The sequence below is a fragment of the Pseudomonas hefeiensis genome (genome assembly GCF_030687835.1).
Lineage (GTDB): Bacteria > Pseudomonadota > Gammaproteobacteria > Pseudomonadales > Pseudomonadaceae > Aquipseudomonas > Aquipseudomonas hefeiensis.
In genome coordinates this window covers 3,020,703-3,040,117 of sequence record NZ_CP117449.1, presented here as the reverse complement: position 1 = coordinate 3,040,117, position 19,415 = coordinate 3,020,703, and the positions used below count along the sequence as shown (strand labels likewise).

Sequence of the window (19,415 nt, the reverse complement as noted above, 5' to 3'; positions counted from 1 at the left end):
GCCGAGCTTGCTCGCGATGACGGCGGCACATTCAACTTCAATGCAGCCTGACCCACCACAATCGCAATCAGACTCGGCTCCCGCACTGATCTTGAGTGCTCATGGAATCGGTGTTCATCCCCGACTTGGATGGCGTGATGGATGAGGTTAGGCTTGTCCGCATAGAGAAATGTTGGACGTCAACAGGAAGCAGGCCGGGTGATCAAGCCGTTTACTCTGATACATCGTCGTTTCACCTCCATCCGTTGGCGTACTCGAGTGACGTTGTGGACAGCCGCGACGGTTGCCGGTCTGCTCGTAGTCATGTTCACCCGATTGGCCGATTTAGCATTATCGCAATTCGCCCAACAAACAGCTGAGCGGCCTTGGCTGCCATTTATTTACACACCACTGATCGGCATGTTCGTGGTCTGGTTGACCACCCGCTTTTTCAATGGCTCTCAAGGCAGCGGGATACCTCAGGTGATTGCTGCAACGAAACTGGCGAAACAAGGGAAAAGTGTCGACAAACTGGTTTCGCTGCGAATTGCCTTTGGCAAGATCGGCCTTGGTACGCTCGCGCTGACAGGAGGTTTCTCCGCTGGACGCGAAGGGCCATCGGTACAAGTCGCCGCCTCGATCATGCATTTCTTCCACCGTTTTCTGCCGAATGGGCGAATCGTTCGCGTAGAGGACTTGATACTGGCGGGTGGCGCAGCCGGTATTGCCGCGGCGTTCAATACACCCCTGGCAGGCATTGCCTTCGCGGTAGAAGAACTTGGCCGCAAGCTGGAAACCCGTACCAGCGGGGTATTACTCAGCACCATTATTCTTTCAGGGATGGTCGCTATCGCCTTGCAGGGAAACTACAACTATTTCGGCCATTTTGATGTTCAGGAGATCGGCCGAGATATTCTCCCTCCAATACTGGCGGCGGGCATTGGCTGCGGCCTGTTGGGAGGACTGTTCAGCCGTATCCTGCTGTGGCCTCAGCGTCATCATCGATTCGTGCTCTGGGAGTGGCGCCGCAGCCATCCGGTGTGGTTCGCAGGGATCTGCGCAATGATTGTGGCGATACTGGGCTGGCTCAGCGCAGGCACGTCATTTGGAAGCGGCTACGGGATTACCTCGCAGGTCATCAACAATGACATCAGTCTTCCCTGGCATGCACCGATCACCCGTTTCCTGGCGACAATCATCACTTACTTTTCAGGTATTCCGGGCGGGATCTTCGCCCCGTCCCTGGCGATCGGAGCAGCCGTTGGATCCAACGTTGCCGAATTGTTTGGGCTTGCCCTGCAACCCATTATTGCGTTGTGCATGGTCGGTTTTCTCGCCGCCGTCACACAGTCTCCAATCACCTCCGCGATCATCGTCATGGAGATGATCGATAGCCATGAGATGGTCATCAGTCTCATGGCCGTGGCGTTAATAGCCAAGGCCGTGAGCTCAAGGATGGGACCAGAGTTGTATCAGCAGTTGGCGCGAGAGTTCCTTCACGCAGCAGAACGCGAAGATACATTGCGAAAACCCGGTCCGGCGTAAACAGTGGCGCAAATGTGGTGAATCTGATGGATCCGCTATCTGGTAGGGTTGAGTCCTTAGCCGCTGGCTCTATCAACATCGCAAGCAAACCCCCTCCCACAATGAATCCAACCCGGTCACAAATCCGCCCGTCAAACAAAATCCCGTTAGTCGCCACCCCCCGCCATGCATTAAAGTAACGCCCCCAGCCCCGACGTTATCCGAACGCCCGGGGCCACCCTTTCCAGGAACAGTCACCGATGGAACATCGTGAAGCGCTGCTGGCGCTGCGAACCTTTCTTTCAACGCAGATCCTCGGCCAGGAAAAACTCATCGAGCGCCTGCTCATCGCCCTGCTCGCCGACGGCCACATGCTGGTGGAAGGCGCGCCGGGGCTGGCCAAGACCAAGGCCATCAAAGAACTGGCCGAGGGCATTGAGGCGCAGTTTCATCGTATTCAGTTCACCCCCGACCTGCTACCTGCCGACATTACCGGCACGGAAATCTACCGCCCGGAAACCGGCAGTTTCGTGTTCCAGCAGGGGCCGATCTTCCACAACCTGGTGCTGGCGGACGAAATCAACCGTGCCCCGGCCAAGGTCCAGTCAGCCTTGCTCGAAGCAATGGCCGAGCGCCAGGTCAGCGTCGGGCGCAGCACATATGAGCTGTCGCCACTGTTTTTGGTGATGGCCACACAGAACCCGATCGAGCAGGAAGGCACCTACCCGCTGCCCGAAGCCCAGCTCGACCGTTTCCTGATGCACGTCAAGATCGGCTTCCCGGATGCCGCGGTGGAGCGTCGTATTCTGCAGCAGGCCCGAGGTGAAGCGCTGCACGGCGAAACCAAACCCGAGCGCCGCGTGAGCCAGCAGGCTATTTTCTCCGCACGCAAGGAGATCCTCGGGTTGTACATGGCCGACGCCGTGGAGGAATACCTGGTGCAACTGGTCATGGCCACCCGTACGCCGGCCAAGTTTGACCCGGAAATGGCCGAATGGATCGCCTACGGCGCCAGCCCGCGGGGCTCCATCGCCCTGGACCGGTGCGCCCGTGCCCACGCCTGGCTCGCCGGCCGCGACTTCGTCAGCCCCGAGGACATCCAGGCCGTTTTGTTTGACGTACTGCGCCATCGCATCATCCTGTCGTTCGAAGCCGAAGCGGCCGGCATTGACCAGGACCGCGTCGTACAACGAATTCTCGATGTCGTCGCCGTCGCTTGAGTAGCCAGCCGTGAACAACCCACTGGCGCCCGTACCGGGCATCCGCGTCAGCCTTTCGGAGCTGATCGAGATGCGCCATCGCGTGCGTGAAGTGCAGTTGTTCTCGACGCCAGGCCAGCGTAGCCCGCTGATCGGCCTGCACCACTCCAAGCTGCGCGGACGCGGCGTGGATTTCGATCAGGTGCGGGTCTACCAGGCCGGCGACGATGTGCGCACCATTGACTGGCGCGTGACCGCCCGTACCCAGGAGCCCCACACCAAGCTGTTTCATGAGGAGCGAGAGCGGCCGATCTTCATCATGATCGAGCAAAGCCATCGGCTGTTCTTCGGCTCGGGATTAATGTTCAAGTCGGTGCTAGCGGCCCAGGCCGCCAGCCTGATCGGCTGGGCCGCGCTGGGGCACAACGACCGGGTTGGCGGGCTGGTGTTCGGTGATAATACCCATTACGAGGTCAAGCCCCGGCGCAGTAAACAGAGCCTACTGCAACTGCTTAACCGCCTGGTGCGGGTCAATCAGTCGCTGCACACCGAAGGTGAGCCGGACCGCGATTCGTTCGGCATCGCCCTGCGCCGGGCCCGGGAAGTGCTACGGCCCGGCAGCCTGGTCATCGTGATTTGCGATGAACGTGCGCTGTCCGACGGTGCCGAGCAACAATTAAGCCTACTGTCGCGCCATTGCGACCTGCTGCTGTTGCCGCTCTCGGACCCGCTGGATCACGCCCTGCCCGCAGCCGGGTTGCTGCGTTTCGCCCAGCGCGGCGCACAATTGGAGCTCGACACGCTGAATTTCGACTTGCGCCAGACCTATCGCGCCCAAGCCGAGGCACGCCAGGAACGCTGGGAACTACTGGCGCAGAAGTTGCGGATCCTGCTGATGCCCCTGAGCACCCAGGGCGACATGGTCGATCAGTTGCGCGAATACCTGAACCCCAAGCGCTCGGGGAAAAACCAATGAGCAGTCTCGATCAACTGCAGCCGTTGATAGCGCCTCCTCCCATCGGTTTCTGGCCCCCCGCGCCGGGCTGGTGGCTGCTGCTGGTGGTGTTGCCGTTGCTGGGCCTGGGGCTATGGCAATTGCGCCGTTTCATGCCCGCCAGGCGCTCCACCGCCCACGCCGAGCAACCCCTGGACCCGGCGCGTCTGGCCGCTCTGGCGGAACTCGCCCTGCTGCCCAAACCCTACGATGGCGCCCCTGCCGGCGCCTGGCTGCAACAGCTCAACGGGCTGCTCAAGCGCCTGTGCCGCAACCACTATCCTTATAGCCAGAGCCACACCCTCAACGGACGTCAATGGCTGGCTTTCCTGGATAACCGCTGCCCGGCAGCGGGCCTGACCCACTGGATGGTACTGGTGGAAGGCGCCTACAAACCCGAATGCAAGCTCGATGACAAAGCCATTGCCGGCCTGACCCAGGCCGTCGAAATCTGGATTCGCAAACATGTTTGAGTTCGCCTGGCCGTGGATTTTCGCGCTGTTGCCGCTGCCCTGGCTGATGCGTCTGGTGCTGCCCGCCGCCGACAGTGGCGAGCCGGCCCTCAGGGTCAGTTTCCTGGGCGACCTCGAAGGTCTCGTGGGGCGCCGGGCCCGAAGCAATCTGCCGACCTGGCGTCAGCAGGCGCCCTTCATCCTGCTCTGGCTGTTGTTGCTGATTGCCGCTGCGCGCCCGCAATGGTTGGGCGAGCCGCTGCCGATCGCTGCCAGCGGCCGAGACCTGTTGGTGGCGGTGGATGTCTCGGGATCCATGGACTTCCCCGATATGCGCTGGCAAGACGAGGACATCAGTCGCCTCGCGCTGGTCCAGCACCTGCTCGGGGATTTTCTCGAGGGCCGTGAAGGTGATCGGGTCGGCCTGATCCTGTTCGGCAGCCAGGCCTACCTCCAGGCACCACTGACCTTCGACCGTCGCACCGTGCGGCTCTGGCTGGATGAAGCGCGCATCGGCATCGCCGGCAAGAACACCGCTATCGGCGACGCCATCGGCCTGGCGCTCAAGCGCCTGCGTCAACGTCCGGCAAACAGCCGCGTGCTGATCCTGGTGACCGATGGGGCCAACAACGGTGGCGAGATCGACCCGCTGACCGCCGCCCGACTGGCCGCCGAAGAGGGCGTGAAGATCTACCCGATTGGCATTGGCGCCGATCCGGAAGAAAGCGTCACGGCAGGATTTGTCGGGGTAAATCCGAGCCTGGACCTCGACGAAGCGACACTCAGGGAAATTGCCCAAGCCACGGGTGGCCAGTATTTTCGCGCCCAGGATGGCGAACAACTGCTGGCAATCAAGGGCACCCTCGATCAGCTCGAACCAGTGACCCAGCAACCGACCCAGGCCCGCCCGGCCCTGGCGCTTTATCAATGGCCGCTGTCCGGTGCGCTGCTGTTGAGCATCTTGCTGGCGGCGCGGGAGCGCTGGCCGGACAACCCTTTGCAGCGCCTGTTTACCCAGCCGCTATTCCGACCGGCAGAACACTCCGAGTGGCGCCAACGACTCAAGCGCTTGCGCCTGGGGAGACGCCGATGATCGCCCTCTGGCCGCACTGGCTGCGCCCCTGGTTCGTACTGTTGCTGCCGTTGCTGGGGTGGCTGTTGTGGCAACTGTGGCACCGGCAGAAACGCGTGGGCCGCTGGCAGATGATTCTGCCGCCGGCGTTTCATGCCGTGCTGCTCAGTGGCGGCAACGGCCGCGAAAGCAAGCTCCCATGGGTTGCCCTTGGCCTGGGCTGGCTATTGATCGTGCTTGCGCTACTAGGCCCCAGTTGGGCGCGGGTCGAACAGACCAGCCAAAAACCTGCCGACCCTTTGGTGGTGGTGCTGGAGCTGACACCGCAGATGCTCGCCGCCGATGTCCCGCCGACGCGTCTGGAACAGGCCCGGCGCAAGGTATTGGACTTGCTGCATAGCCGCAGCGATGTCCAGACCGCAATCATCGTCTATGCCGGCAGCGCCCACACGTTGGTGCCGCTGTCCGACGACCTGTCCACCAGCGCCAACCTCTTGGAAGCGCTCACGCCCTCGATCATGCCGCAAAACGGCCATCGTGCCGACCTGGCGGTCAACAAGGCCATGGCGCTGCTGAATCAGAGCGGGCTCGGCCACGGCCGGATCCTGCTGATGGGTTCATCGCTGAACGAACAGGAACGCGAGCATATCCGCCAGATCCTCGATGGATCTGCCACGCAATTGCTGATGCTGGGCATCGGTACCCGCGAAGGCGCCCCGGTAACCCAGGAAGATGGCAGTTACCTCAAGGATGCCCAGGGCGCGATTCTGGTACCGCGTCTGGACAGCCCGAGCCTCAAGTCCTTCCTCAATGAGCTGGACGGCCGCTATCGCCCGGCACGCCTGGACGATAGCGACCTGCGCGGCCTGGGGCTGCTGGACGGCCCTCGCCATGTGCGCAGCGACGGTCAGACCTTGCGCCTGGATACCTGGGCGGACCATGGCTACTGGCTGCTCCTGCCGCTGTTGCTGCTGGCCGCCTGCGCTGGACGTCGCGGCTGGCTGTTCTGCCTGCCGTTGCTGTTCATGTTGCCGCAAACCGGTCATGCCTTCGAATTCCAGGACCTGTGGCTGCGCCCCGATCAACAGGGCCAGCACCTGCTCAAGCAGAAACGTCCGGCCGAGGCCGCCGCCCACTTCGAGGACCACCAATGGCAAGGTGTGGCGCTGTATGAAGCCGGTAACTACAGCGAAGCCGCCCGCCGCTTTGCCGAGGGCAACGACGCCCGCGCCCACTACAATCGCGGCAACGCCCTGGCCAAAAGCAACGAACTGGACGCCGCACTGGATGCGTACGAACAAGCCCTGGAATTGCAACCGGACCTGCGGCCCGCCCAAACCAACAAGGTTCTGGTGGAAAGCCTGTTGAAAGAGCAGGCACCGTCACCGGAGGAACCGAAACCCGACGAAAGCGAGCAGACGGGCCCCGCCGAGCAATCGCCGCCTGCCGATACGCAGGCCCAGTCTTCTACGCTGGGACAGCCATCCTCCGAAGCACCTGCGGCGGCGGAACAAGCCCAGGCGCGCCAGACAACGCCACCGCCCGGCGCCCAGGATGTGCCGGGCAGCGAGTTGCCCGATGAGCGGACCACGACCCCACCGCTGCGCCCCGCGGCCGGGCAGCGCAATGACGAAGAACAGCGCCAGGCACTGGAGCAATGGCTGCGTCAGATCCCGGATAATCCGGGCGAACTGCTCAGACGTAAATTCTGGTATGAACAGCAAAGCCATCAGGCCCAGGGAAAAACCCAATGACCCGCTTCACCGCCTATCTCCTCGTGTTGCTGCTATGGGCATCTGGAACCCAGGCCGCACAGTTGACTGCCAGTGTGGATCGCGGGCGCCTGAGTTCCGGGGAAACCGTGGAGCTGACCCTGGAATCCAATGACGCCACACAGTTCGGTAAACCCGACCTGAGCCCGCTCCAGGCGCTGTTCGATGTTCGCGGCACCCGCCAGGTCAACCAACTGACGACCCTCGACGGCGAAAATCGCGCCACCACCCGCTGGATCGTCACCCTGCTACCGCGCCAAAGTGGCACTGTGGTCATTCCGGCCCTGCAATTGGGCGAAGTGACGAGCCAGCCGATCACCCTGCAAGTGATCGAAAGTGAAACGCGCAATGAACCTGGCAAACTGGCACCGGTGTTCATCGAGGCCAGCCTCGACCAGACCCACGTCTATGTCCAGGCACAGGCGATCCTGACCTTGCGCATCTACCATTCGGTGTCGCTGTACGACGACAGCAGCCTGACGCCGCTGCACATCCCCGATGCCCGCACCGAACAACTAGGCGAATCACGCACCTACGAAAAGGTCATCAACAACGTACGCCACGGCGTGATCGAACTGCGCTACGGCATCTACCCCCAGCGCAGCGGCGAACTGATGATCCCGGCTCAGACCTTCAGCGCCACCCTGGTTGAGCCGGTGGCCCAGGGAACCGCGCCGTCGGGCCCCAAACCCGGCCAGTTGATGCGTGTCAGCTCCGAGCAACTGCGCCTGACCGTCAACCCCAAGCCCGCCAGTTACCCGGCTGATGTGCCCTGGCTGCCGGCGCGCAGCCTTTCCTTGAGCGAGAGCTGGAGTCCGGAGCCGACCCACAGCCAGGTGGGTGACTCCCTGACCCGCAGCCTGACCCTGGAAGCCGAGGGCCTGGCCAGCGCCCAGTTACCGCCCCTGCCAGCCACTGAAATAAGCGGCCTGCGGCGCTACCCCGACCAACCGGTACTCAGCAGTCGCAGCAGTGAACGCGGTTTGGTGGGCAGCCGTGAAGACCGCGAGGCCCTGGTGCCCAACCGCAGTGGCACGATTGAACTGCCGCCGGTGGAAGTGGTTTGGTGGAACACCCTGGAAGACCACCTGGACCGCACCAGCCTTCCAGCACGGACTCTGCAAGTGGCGAACAATCCGAGCCTGATGGTGGACACGCCAACGAGCACACCGCAGATTGTCACGATCGTCGACAGCGACACCTTGTGGTATTGGCAACTGAGCACCTTTGTCCTGGCCTGCACCACGCTGCTGGGCTTGGGCCTGTGGTGGCGCGCCCGTTCGCAGCCGGCCATTCTGCGCGCGACCCAGACCGGGCCAAGCCCGCGGACCTTGCTGGACGACCTCAAGCGTGCCTGCCTGGCCAACGACACCCACGCTACACGTCAGGCGCTGGACGCCTGGGCGCGGCAGCAACCCGAAACGCTGGCCGACATGGCCGCGCGCTTCGTGCCACTGTCCGACGCCCTGGACGGCCTCAACGGCGCGCTCTACAGCGAAACCGGCCAGTATTGGCAAGGTGAAGATTTGTGGCGGGCCATTCGCACCATTCCCGCGGCGGAAGGCTTCCAGGACCCGGCCGGCGACAGTGGGTTGCCACCGCTCTACCCCAAATAATCCCATTTGCCGGACATAGCGCTTCTGTGGCGAGGGGATTTATCCCCGTTGGGCTGCAACGCAGCCCTGAAACCCGAGATCTCGATCTGCCTGGTTGATTGAGTCCGCTTTATTGGGGTTGCTTCACGCAGCCCAGCGGGGATAAATCCCTTCGCCACAGGAGTGGTGCCAACTCATTTTGAGATGTTGCCCGGTTTCTCTGCCCTGTTTCCCAGTAAACTCTCCATCTTTTAGCCGCCCTTCTTCCCGCGGCCATTATCTGTTTTCTGGAGTTCACCTTGCGTCTGTTCCACACCTCCGACTGGCACCTTGGGCAAAACCTGCACGGCCAGGAGCGCGATTTCGAACACGCCTGTTTCCTTGACTGGCTGCTGCGTCAGTTGACCAGCGAAAAACCCGACGTGCTGCTGATTGCCGGCGATATCTTCGACACGGTGAACCCGCCGGTCAAAGCCCAGGAGCGGCTGTACGATTTCATCGTCAGCGCCCATGAACAAAACGCCAACCTGACCATTGTGATGATCGCCGGCAACCACGACTCCGGCTCGCGCATCGAACTGCCGGCGCCGCTGATGCGCCGGTTACGCACGCATGCCCTGGGCCGGGTGTTGTGGCTGGACGACGGGCAACTGGACGTCGAGCGCCTGCTGCTGCCGCTGCCCGACGCCAAGGGCAAGGTCAAGGCGTGGTGCCTGGCCCTGCCGTTCCTGCGGCCTGCCGAGGTGACCGGCGCACAACTGGGTGACGACTACCTGCGCGGCATCGGCCAGGTTCATGAGTGGCTGATCGCCGCCGCCAACGACAAGCGCAAGAAAGGCCAGGCGCTGATCGCCATCAGCCATGCGCACATGGCCGGCGGCTCGGTGTCCGAGGATTCCGAACGCAGCCTGATCATCGGCAACGCCGAAGCCCTGCCCGCCAGCCTGTTCGGCCCGAGCATCAGCTACGTCGCCCTCGGCCATTTGCACAAGCCGCAAAAGGTCAACGGCGAAGAGCGCATCCGCTACAGCGGCTCGCCAATTCCGTTGTCGTTTTCGGAAATCGGTTATCAGCATCAGATCCTCGACGTCACCCTGGACGGCGAAACCCTGGTCAAGATCGAGCCGCGGCTGATTCCCCGGGCCGTCAACCTGCAACGACTGGGCCCGGCACCGCTGGCCGAGATTCTGGTGCAACTCAAGGACCTGCCGGACATCGACCTGTTGGCCGATGCCCAGCGCCAGCCCTGGCTGGAGGTGCGGGTGCGCCTCGATGAGCCGCAGCCAGACCTGCGCCATCAAGTGGAAACCGCCCTGCAAGGCAAAGCCGTGCGCCTGGTGCGGATCGCCGCCGAGTACGCCGGCAGCGGCGGCAGCGCAGGCGTTGATGACGGCGCCGCGCTGGTCGAACTGGATCAGTTGAGCCCGCAGGAATTGTTCAGCCGCGCCTGGCAGGACAGCTACGGCAATGAAGTGGACGAACAGACCCTCAAGGATTTTGCCGTGCTGTTGCAAGACGTACAGATGGAGGGCGAGCAGCCATGAAGATTCTCGCGATCCGTCTCAAGAACCTCGCCTCCCTGGCCGGGCCTTTCGAAATAGACTTCACTGCCGAACCGCTCGCCAGCGCCGGACTCTTCGCCATCACCGGCCCCACGGGTGCTGGCAAGAGCACCCTGCTCGACGCCTTGTGCCTGGCGTTGTTCGGCGCCGTGCCGCGCCTCAACAACACCGGGCGCGACGCCAAGGTGCCGGACGCCGACGGTGAAATCGCCACGGGCGACCCGCGCACGCTGTTGCGCCGTGGTACCGGCGATGGTTACGCCGAAGTGGATTTTCGCGGTATCGACGGGCGCCGCTATCGGGCCCGTTGGGAAGCCAATCGCGCCCGGGAAAAGGCCGGTGGCAAGCTGCAAGCCAGTCGCCAGAGCCTGCGGGATCTGGACAACGACCAGTTGTTGGCGAGTCAGAAAGGCGAATACAAAGCCCAACTCGAAGCCGCCCTGGGCCTGAACTTTGAACAGTTCACTCGTGCCGTGTTGCTGGCCCAGAGCGAGTTCAGTGCATTTCTCAAGGCCGATGACAACGACCGCAGCGAGCTGCTGGAAAAGCTCACCGATACGGCCCTGTATACCCGACTTGGGCCGGCGAGCCTTCGACAAGGCCAAACAGGCCAAAGAGTCCCACAAGCAATTGCAGGATCAGGCCACCGGCGTCACACCGCTAGCCCCCGAGGCCCGCGCCGAACTGGACCAGCGCTTCAACGAAGCCCAGCAACAGCTCAAGACCCAACAGGCGCAACTCAAGCAACTGGAGCAGCAACACACCTGGCTCAAAGACCTGCGCCAGTTGCAAGAGCAACAGGCCAGCGCCGCCGAGCAACTGCAGCAGGCCCAAGCCGACTGGAAGGCCCTGGTCGACGAACGCCTGAAGCTGACCCGCCTGGAACAACTTGCGCCGCAACGACATCAATTCATCCGCCAGACGGAACTGACCCGGCAGCTCGAGCCCTTGGCGGTACAGGTTCAGCAGCTCACCCAGCAACAGATCGACCTGCATGAACGCCAGGCCGAACTGGAGAAAGGCCTGGGCGTTGCGCAACTGGCGCTGACCGCGGCCCGGCAACAAAGCACCGACAGCGCCCCCTTGCTGCGCCAGGCCTTTGAAGAACAAGGCACCCTCGCCCGCCTCGTCATGGACACCCGCCAAAGCGCCGAACGCCAGGAACAGGCACAACACGCCTGTAGCGAAGGCCAGCGCACCATCGACACCCTGCTTGAGCAGCAAAAGCAGGTGGCCGGGCGCTTGCAGCGAATTACTGGGGAGCTTGAACAAAGCACTCACCTGGCGCCGCTGAGTGACGCCTGGAAAGCCTATCGTGATCGCCTCCAACAGTTGATGCAGATCGGCAACCGCCTGAACCAGGGGCAGACCGAACTCGCCACCCTGGAGCAAAATGCCGCTCACGCCGCCGAGGACCTGACAACCCACCGGCAAAACCTCGAAGTCCTTTACAAGGAAGCCGACGCCGAACCGCAAGCGGTGGCCGAGCAGATCCAGTTGCTCGCTAATCTGTTGCAAGACAACCGCAAGCAACTGCGTGCCTTCGAAGATCTGACGCGGCTCTGGGCCAGCCAGCAAGAGCTGGACAAACGTGGCGCCGAGCTTGAGCAGCGCCAGCAACGGGCGTTACAGGAACGCGACCGACTGGTGCGCGAAGGCAGCGAAGCCAAGGCCGAACTGGCGATTGCCGAGCAGACCCTGAGCGTCACCCGCCAACTGCTCGAGCGCCAGCGTCTGGCCCGCAGCGAAAGCGTTGAACAACTGCGCGAACAGCTCAAGGATGACCAGCCATGCCCGGTGTGTGGCAGCATCGAGCATCCTTATCATCACCCCGAAGCCTTGCTGCAAAGCCTGGGGCGCTTTGATGAAAGCGAAGAGGCCAACGCGCGCAAAGCCGTCGAGTCGCTCCATGAAAAGGTCATCGAGCTGCGCGCGCAATACAGCGGCGTCATCGCCCAGCTCAAAGAACTCAAGCAGCAACAGGAACAGCTTGCCAGCCAGCAGCATAGTCTGGCGCCCAGCCTTGAACGCCATCCGCTGTCGGCGCAACTGCTGGCCCAGGATGCGACCCAACGCGACGCCTGGCTGGACCAGCAAAACAGTCAGCTAAGCCTGCGTATCAGCCAGGACGAACAACGCCAGGCCGCCCTGCTCACCCTGCAACAGGACGCCGCGCGCCTGACGCAGCAATTGCGCCAGGCTGAAACCGCGCACCAGCAGGCATCCCTGCACCTGAACAACCAACAGCAGGAACTGGCCCGTGATCGCCAGCGCCTGGACGAGGAACTGAGCCACTTCAGTACGTTGTTGCCGGCAGACACGTTACAGGCCCTGCGCACCGAACCCGCCGCGACGTTCCTGCAGCTTGACCAGCAGATCTCTCAACGCCTGGCGCACTTGGAACAACAGCGCGACGAACTCAGCGAGCAACTTCAGCGTCAGCAGACCCTGGAAAAAGAGCAGGATCGCCAGCAAACCCGTCTCCAGCAGTTGGAGTTGGCGAAACGGCAACTGAGCGCCCTGACCGAACAACAGCAGGCCTGCCAGCAGCGGCTCATGCAATTGCTGGGCGAACACGCCAGCGCCGAACAGTGGCAGCAGCAACTCGACCAGGCCCTGGAACAGGCCCACAGCGCCGAAACAGCGGCCAATCAACAATTGCAGGCGTTGCGCCATAGCCTGGTGGAGCTGGCCGCCGAACTCAAAGCCCGCCAGGAACAAACCCAAGCCCTGGACACCGAACACAAGACCCTGGCCGCCGGCATCGCGCAATGGCGCGCCTGCCATCCGGAACTGGATGATGCCTCTCTGGCCGCCTTGCTTGACCTGGATGAGCAAAGCGTCGGCCAACTGCGCCAGCAATTGCTCAACAGCGAAAAAGCCATTGAACAGGCCCGTGTGCTGCTCACTGAACGTGAGCAGCGCTTGCAAAACCATCAGGCCCAGCACAACGGCAACCTGGAGTCTGAACAACTGACCCAGGCCCTTACCGAGCTTCAAACTCAATTTACTGCCAGCGAACAACGCTGCGCTGAGCTACGCGCCGAACAGGCCGAGGACCAACGCCGACAAAACGCCAACCAGGCCCTGGCCCGGCAGATCGAACAGGCTTATACCGAGTACCAGCGCTGGGCGCGGCTCGATGCGCTGATCGGTTCAGCCACCGGCGACCGTTTCCGCAAGCTGGCCCAGGCATACAACCTCGATTTGCTGGTGCATCACGCCAATGTCCAGTTGCGACAACTGGTGCGCCGCTACCGGCTCAAGCGCGGTGGCAGCATGCTGGGGCTTTTGGTGATGGACACGGAGATGGGCGATGAGCTGCGCTCGGTGCATTCGTTGTCCGGTGGCGAAACCTTCCTCGTCTCCCTGGCCCTGGCGCTGGGCCTGGCCTCTATGGCGTCCAGCACGCTGAAAATCGAATCGCTGTTCATTGACGAAGGCTTTGGCAGCCTCGACCCTGAATCCCTGCAACTGGCCATGGATGCGCTCGACGGTTTGCAAGCCCAAGGACGCAAGGTCGCGGTCATTTCCCACGTACAGGAAATGCACGAACGGATCCCGGTGCAGATTCAGGTCCGTCGTCAAGGGAATGGTTTGAGTACCGTGGAGGTGAAATGAACCGCGCCACGCTCTATTCCTTCCGGCGTTGTCCCTACGCGATGCGGGCGCGCATGGCGTTGCGCTACAGCGCGGTGAAGCTTGCGATTGTCGAAGTCAGCCTCAAGGCCAAACCGCCCCAGATGCTGGCGCTTTCCAGCAAGGGCACGGTGCCGGTGCTGCAGGTCGATGGCAAGGTGATCGATGAAAGCCTGGAGATCATGCGCTGGTCCCTCGCGCAGCACGATCCGGATAACTGGAGGTTGCTCGGCGACCTCGAAGGCCAGGCGTTGACGGCAGCGTTGATCGAGGAAAACGACCAGGTTTTCAAGCTTCATCTGAACCGCTACAAATACCCCGAACGCCATCCCGAATCCCCCCTGGAGCATTATCGGGCCGAGGGTGAGGTCTTTCTGCGCAGGCTGGAAGCATTGCTTGAAACCCGAGCATTTCTGGCGGCGAATCATCAGAGCCTGGCCGACGTGGCGCTAATGCCGTTCGTACGGCAGTTTGCGCATGTCGACCGCGAATGGTTTGCCCGGGCGCCCTACCCTCATTTGCAGCGCTGGCTGCAACGCTTTCTGGATTCCGAGCTGTTCGTGGCGATCATGGCCAAGTAACTGCCTGCACAGCACGCTTAGTGGCGCGGATTTCTGTGGGAGCAAAGCTTGCTCCCACAGAGAAAAACAACCCTCCGCTGTGGGAAGTCTTGCCCACATACAGGCACCTGGTGTGCGAGCCTCTCAATCGCTCAGCAAGCTCAATAATCGCTCACGGGCAACTTCCAGCTCGCCAGGGGTCGGCTGGGCGGCCGAGACAATGGGGGTGGAATAGAGAAACAGCAGCATCACTGCCAGACGCATCGCCATAGTGTCGATCTCTTGTTGGAGAAGGAGTCAATTTACTAGCGTCAAATTTAAACACATGGCCAAGTGATATTACAGCGGGATTTTCATAGGAACAGGCAAAGCCTGCGATTTTTTCTCTTCTAGAAGATGAAAAGATCGCAGGCTTCAATCTTAAGCTCGGCTCAGTGTTGAGTCTTGTGGTCCAGCGCGGCGTAGAAGTTGGCGCTCTGTTGCAGGTATTTTTCGGTGTAGCTCTGGGTGCGGTTTTTCTTGTCGCTGATTTCGATGCTGGCACTGGCTGGCAGCGCCACGGTGGCAGAGATAGCGGAAGCGGCGATCACAGAGAAGAGATTCAGATTCATGTCGGTAGTCCTCGGATTCAGTTGGCTTGCCTGCCCGGTTGGGCCGTGAAGCAAACTTACGCGCCGAGGCGTCTCGCTTTGAAATGCTTTGCACTACTAGCGACTATCAGCCTCGTTGATACAACGGCGCAGGCCCCGGAAATCGGGTCCTGCGGTCTTCTGATGAGTCTATTGACGGACCATGAACTTAAGATCGCTCGGTGCATCCATCGCCAGCTTCTGCACGGTTTTACCCAGCAGGCCGGTCTTGGGATCACGTTCAACGACCACGATCTGGTTGCTCTTCTGGTTGGCGATCAGCAGGAATTTCTCGCTCGGATCGAGGCTGAATTCCCGCGGATGATCCCCCTCCACGGAGCGGCGCTGAAGTTCTTTCAGCGTGCCGGCAACCGGGTCGATGGCGAACACCAGCACTTCGTTGGTGGTGCCACGATTGCTGACGTACAGGAACTTGCCATCCCTGGAGGCATGCAGCGCTGCCGCTGCCCTGCCTGGCTGTGGTTTGCCTGCTGCAAGGTCAATCAGTTGCCGCTGGGCCAAACGCCCGTCCTGATAATCGAACACCGCCACCTGGGCGGTCATTTCCATCGTCAGCCACGCGTGCTTGCCATCGCCACTGAAGAGCAAATGGCGCGGCCCGCTACCGGGAGGCAGTTGCACGGATGCCGGATCGGCAGCGGTCAGCGGCCGCTCGGGATTAGCCTTGGGGTCATATCGATAGACGAACACCTTGTCTGCCCCCAAGTCGCTGGCGAACACGTATCTGCCATCGGGCGAAGACACCGCCGAGTGCACGTGGGCGGACATCTGCCGCTCGGGATTGACCCGGCTCGGTTGATGGCTGCTCAGTTGCACCACCGGCGACAACTTGCCGTCGGTTCCTACCGGCAACACCGCCAGGGTGCCACCCGGGTCTTCCACCACCGAATAGTTGCTGACCAGCAAATGCCGACCATCGCCGCTGAGGCTCGAATGAGTCGGCTCGTTGCCCAATGACTGCACTTGGCTGATCAGGCTCAGCTCATGGGTCTTTGGGTCAATGGCGTAGCTGCTGACCTTGCCCACCGGGTCTTTCTGCCCCGGCCCATTTTCATTGACCACGAACAGTTGGCTGACGTCATTGGAAAGCGTCATCCAGGATGGGTTGTCGGTCTTGATCACTTGCAACGGCTTGGCATCGAGCTGGCCGCTGCGGCTGTCGAATTGCAGACGATAGATGCCCTGACTCTGGCCGGCAGTATAGGAGCCCACCAGCAGTTGATGACGCTCATCGGTCTCTGCCTGGACGCCCATGGCGCCCACGCTACCGGCCATCAACAAGGGCCAGAAACTACGCATCCTCATGTTCGCCGTCCTCATCGTCGTGGCCGCTGGTCGCTTCGACGCACTCCAGGTGGTGGTCACCCGAATCGCTGGTGATGATCCAGTGTTTGGTGACCTTGTCGAACGTCGCGGCCTCCATCTGCGCAGGCGTGAAACGCCAATGCTCGAGGGTGCGACCGTTCATGCACTCGACGTGCAACTGGTCCTGTTCGTCGAGGGAAAAATCGAATGCGTGCAGCCCGTCGATAATCAGCATGTCACAAGAATCAAGGGCGTCCAGCAAGGTGTCGGTCGAGGCAGTCATGGCGATCAGTCGGTCGTTGGGAAAGTGCTCATGATAACCCAATGTCGGAGTGGGCCTTGGGCCAAAAGGTTCGAAAGCACTGTCGACTGCCAGATCGCATCGCGAGCAGGCTCGCTCCCACAATTGGATTTTGCAGCGAACACAAAACTTGTATTCACCACTAATCCACTGTGGGAGCGAGCCTGCTCGCGAAGAGGCCGGCACATTCAACATCGATGTAACGGCCTGATCGCAATCCTCAGAGCGCCTCGCGCCCCGACACTCCATCGACCAACCGCTGAATGCCCAGCGGATTGGCGTTTTTCAACGGCTCTGGCAACAGGCTGTCGGGGTAGTTCTGGAAGCACACCGGGCGCAGGAAACGATCGATCGCAAGCGTACCCACCGAAGTCCCACGGGCATCGGAAGTCGCCGGGTAAGGCCCGCCATGGACCATCGAGTCGCAGACCTCGACGCCGGTTGGATATCCGTTGAGCAGGATGCGACCGACCTTTTGCTCCAGCAACGGGGTCAATTCGCTGAACTGCTCGAAATCCGCTGGCTCCCCGATCATGGTTGCGGTCAATTGACCGTGCAGGCCGTTCAGCGCAGCGCTGAGTTGAGCCTGGTCCGCCACTTCGACGAAGACCGTGGTCGGGCCGAACACTTCTTCTTGCAGCGCCTCGTCACCGTTGATCAACAAGTTGGCGTCAGCCTTGAACAACTGCGGCTGGGCCTGGTTGCCCTGTTGTGCGCGCCCGGCCAGATGTTCGATGCCCGGGTGAGCCAGCAGCTTCTGCAGGCCCTTGCCGTAGCTTTGCAGCGTGCCGGCGTTGAGCATGGTTTGCGGGGCCTGATCGCCGATCAGCGCGGCCACTTGCTGGGTGAACGCGGTGAATTGCGGCGAACGGATGCCGATCACCAGGCCGGGATTGGTGCAGAACTGACCACAACCCATGACGACCGAGGCGGTCAGATCGCGAGCAATGCTGTCTGCACGACTTTCCAACGCCTGCGGCAATACGATCACCGGGTTGATGCTCGACATCTCGGCGAATACCGGGATGGGTTGTGGCCGCGCGGCGGCCATGTCGCACAGGGCACGGCCACCCTTGAGGGAACCGGTGAAGCCTACCGCCTGGATCGCCGGATGCTTGACCAGCCATTCGCCCACACCGCCGCCGTAGATCATGTTGAACACGCCGGCCGGCATCGAGGTTTTTTCGGCCGCGCGGATAATCGCATCAGCCACCCACTCGGCCGTTGCCATATGGCCGCTGTGGGCCTTGAACACCACCGGGCAACCGGCAGCCAGGGCCGATGCGGTGTCGCCACCGGCCGTGGAAAATGCCAGTGGGAAGTTACTGGCGCCAAACACCGCGACCGGCCCGAGGCCGATGCGGTACTGACGCAAATCCGGGCGCGGCAACGGCGTGCGTTCCGGCAAGGCCCGGTCGATGCGCGCGCCGTAGAAATCGCCACGACGCAAGACCTTGGCGAACAGACGCATCTGACCGCTGGTGCGCCCGCGCTCACCCTGGATCCGCGCCGCCGGCAACGCGGTTTCCCGGCAGACCACGGCCACGAACTCATCGCCCAAGGCATCCAGTTCATCGGCAATGGCTTCGAGGAACTCGGCCCGGCGCACCGCGCTCAGGCTGCGGTAGGCCGGATAAGCGGCGGCCGCGGCCTTGGCAGCGGCGTCAACTTCTTCGGCCGTCGCCTGAACGAACTCATGGGGCAAGGCTTCGCCGCTGCTGGCGTCAAGGCTCTGCAAGCGTGTCTGGCCGGCCGCGCTACGTGCGCCACCAATGTAGTTGTGGCCAAGAATCTGGTTCATCGAACGTCTCCTTTAAAGTGTGCCGATAGTACCCGGGTTGAACACCGCGTCCACCGGGGCAATGCCGTTGACCAGCGGTGCGCCGAATTCGGCCTGGCTGATTTCGAACACATCCCCCGGTTGAGTACGGATGCCGTCGGCGAACGACAGGGTCGCGGTACCGAAGAAATGAACGTGCACGTCACCCGGACGCAGGAACTGACTGTACTTGAAGTGGTGGAACTCAAGGTTCTCGAGGCTGTGGCACATGTTCGCCTCGCCACTGAGGAATTCGTTCTGCCACAGCACTTGGCCGTTACGCAGGATACGACTGGTCCCGGAAAGATGTTGAGGCAGTTCTCCCACCCGAAGTTCCGGGCCAAAACTGCAACTGCGCAATTTCGAGTGGGCCAGGTACAGGTAATTCTTGCGTTCCATCACATGATCGGAAAACTCGTTACCCACCGCAAAGCCCAGTCTGTATGGCTTAGCGTCGTGACCGATGACATACAGCCCGCTGATTTCCGGCTCTTCGCCGGCGTCTTCGGCAAAGGGTGGCAGCGGGAACGGATGGCCCGGACGGACCACGATGCTGCCGTCGCCCTTGTAGAACCACTCCGGTTGCACACCGGCCCGCCCGCTTTCAGGCTTGCCGCCCTCCACGCCCCACTTGAAGATGCGCATGGTGTCGGTCATGGCCGCTTCGTCGCCGGCCTGCTGATGCATCTTGTCCCGGGCCGAGGCACTGCCCAAGTGGGTCAGGCCGGTGCCGCTGACCAGCAGGTGCGCCGGGTCCGGGTGGTCCAGCGGTGGCAGGATGCGCAGTTCGCTGAGTAACTGCGAGTAATCATGGGCGGTTCCCAGGCCCAGGCTGTTGACTTGCTGTTCAAGCTTCACGCCCGCCTCGATGGCCGCCAGAGCCAGGTCGCGCACGGTCAGGGCGCCCTGCACTTCGCGCACTTGCTCACCGTCGATCACACCGACGCGGCGCTCGCCGTTATTCAATTCGAACTGAACTAAACGCATATTTT

At 61.9% G+C, this 19,415-nt stretch carries 15 protein-coding genes and 1 pseudogene; 10 read left to right on the top strand and 6 right to left on the bottom strand.

Annotated features, from left to right (window positions below; genetic code table 11):
- Positions 1 to 198: 198 nt before the first annotated feature.
- The 10 genes and pseudogenes from PSH57_RS13420 (at position 199) to PSH57_RS13375 (ending at position 14,369) form a co-directional block, all read left to right on the top strand.
- Positions 199 to 1,524 carry a chloride channel protein gene (locus PSH57_RS13420; protein ID WP_305416647.1) on the top strand — a complete coding sequence of 442 codons (1,326 nt, stop codon included), beginning with the start codon at positions 199 to 201 and terminating at the stop codon, positions 1,522 to 1,524.
- Between the two features lie 239 nt (positions 1,525 to 1,763).
- Entirely contained in the window at positions 1,764 to 2,723 is a 960-nt protein-coding gene (locus PSH57_RS13415) for an AAA family ATPase (protein ID WP_047225799.1), read from the top strand.
- A gap of 10 nt (positions 2,724 to 2,733) precedes the next feature.
- Positions 2,734 to 3,678 carry a DUF58 domain-containing protein gene (locus PSH57_RS13410; RefSeq protein ID WP_305390041.1) on the top strand — a complete coding sequence of 315 codons (945 nt, stop codon included), beginning with the start codon at positions 2,734 to 2,736 and terminating at the stop codon, positions 3,676 to 3,678.
- Positions 3,675 to 4,169: a DUF4381 domain-containing protein gene (locus PSH57_RS13405; protein WP_305390040.1), complete on the top strand. Its 495-nt coding sequence runs from the start codon at positions 3,675 to 3,677 to the stop codon at positions 4,167 to 4,169. Before PSH57_RS13410 ends, PSH57_RS13405 begins: the two co-directional genes overlap by 4 nt.
- Positions 4,162 to 5,241, top strand: coding sequence for a vWA domain-containing protein (locus PSH57_RS13400; RefSeq protein ID WP_305390039.1), 1,080 nt, complete (start codon positions 4,162 to 4,164; stop codon positions 5,239 to 5,241). The genes PSH57_RS13405 and PSH57_RS13400 overlap by 8 nt, the downstream gene beginning before the upstream one ends.
- Positions 5,238 to 6,974 carry a vWA domain-containing protein gene (locus PSH57_RS13395; protein ID WP_305390037.1) on the top strand — a complete coding sequence of 579 codons (1,737 nt, stop codon included), beginning with the start codon at positions 5,238 to 5,240 and terminating at the stop codon, positions 6,972 to 6,974. The genes PSH57_RS13400 and PSH57_RS13395 overlap by 4 nt, the downstream gene beginning before the upstream one ends.
- Positions 6,971 to 8,608: a BatD family protein gene (locus PSH57_RS13390; protein WP_305390036.1), complete on the top strand. Its 1,638-nt coding sequence runs from the start codon at positions 6,971 to 6,973 to the stop codon at positions 8,606 to 8,608. The genes PSH57_RS13395 and PSH57_RS13390 overlap by 4 nt, the downstream gene beginning before the upstream one ends.
- Before the next feature lie 278 nt (positions 8,609 to 8,886).
- The gene (locus PSH57_RS13385) at positions 8,887 to 10,131 is read left to right on the top strand and encodes an exonuclease SbcCD subunit D C-terminal domain-containing protein (protein ID WP_305390035.1); all 1,245 of its coding nucleotides are present in this window, start codon (positions 8,887 to 8,889) and stop codon (positions 10,129 to 10,131) included.
- Positions 10,128 to 13,770, top strand: a pseudogene (locus PSH57_RS13380) (AAA family ATPase). The gene PSH57_RS13385 and the pseudogene PSH57_RS13380 overlap by 4 nt, the downstream one beginning before the upstream one ends.
- Complete coding sequence (locus tag PSH57_RS13375; protein WP_305390032.1) at positions 13,767 to 14,369, top strand: glutathione S-transferase; 603 nt, start codon at positions 13,767 to 13,769, stop codon at positions 14,367 to 14,369. The pseudogene PSH57_RS13380 and the gene PSH57_RS13375 overlap by 4 nt, the downstream one beginning before the upstream one ends.
- 123 nt (positions 14,370 to 14,492) lie before the next feature.
- Here the strand turns inward: PSH57_RS13375 and PSH57_RS13370 are convergent, their stop codons facing one another.
- The 6 genes from PSH57_RS13370 to araD1 form a co-directional block, all read right to left on the bottom strand.
- Positions 14,493 to 14,618: a hypothetical protein gene (locus tag PSH57_RS13370; protein ID WP_305390030.1), complete on the bottom strand. Its 126-nt coding sequence runs from the start codon at positions 14,616 to 14,618 to the stop codon at positions 14,493 to 14,495.
- Positions 14,619 to 14,779: 161 nt separating this feature from the next.
- Positions 14,780 to 14,959, bottom strand: coding sequence for a hypothetical protein (locus PSH57_RS13365; RefSeq protein WP_018611529.1), 180 nt, complete (start codon positions 14,957 to 14,959; stop codon positions 14,780 to 14,782).
- 168 nt (positions 14,960 to 15,127) lie between these two features.
- Entirely contained in the window at positions 15,128 to 16,303 is a 1,176-nt protein-coding gene (locus tag PSH57_RS13360) for a lactonase family protein (RefSeq protein ID WP_305390028.1), read from the bottom strand.
- Positions 16,290 to 16,586: a DUF5629 family protein gene (locus tag PSH57_RS13355; protein ID WP_305390027.1), complete on the bottom strand. Its 297-nt coding sequence runs from the start codon at positions 16,584 to 16,586 to the stop codon at positions 16,290 to 16,292. Before PSH57_RS13355 ends, PSH57_RS13360 begins: the two co-directional genes overlap by 14 nt.
- A 238-nt stretch (positions 16,587 to 16,824) precedes the next feature.
- Positions 16,825 to 18,405, bottom strand: coding sequence for an aldehyde dehydrogenase (NADP(+)) (locus PSH57_RS13350; RefSeq protein ID WP_305390026.1), 1,581 nt, complete (start codon positions 18,403 to 18,405; stop codon positions 16,825 to 16,827).
- Between the two features lie 12 nt (positions 18,406 to 18,417).
- The gene (gene araD1, locus PSH57_RS13345) at positions 18,418 to 19,410 is read right to left on the bottom strand and encodes an AraD1 family protein (protein WP_305390024.1); all 993 of its coding nucleotides are present in this window, start codon (positions 19,408 to 19,410) and stop codon (positions 18,418 to 18,420) included.
- Between the last annotated feature and the right edge of the window lie 5 nt (positions 19,411 to 19,415).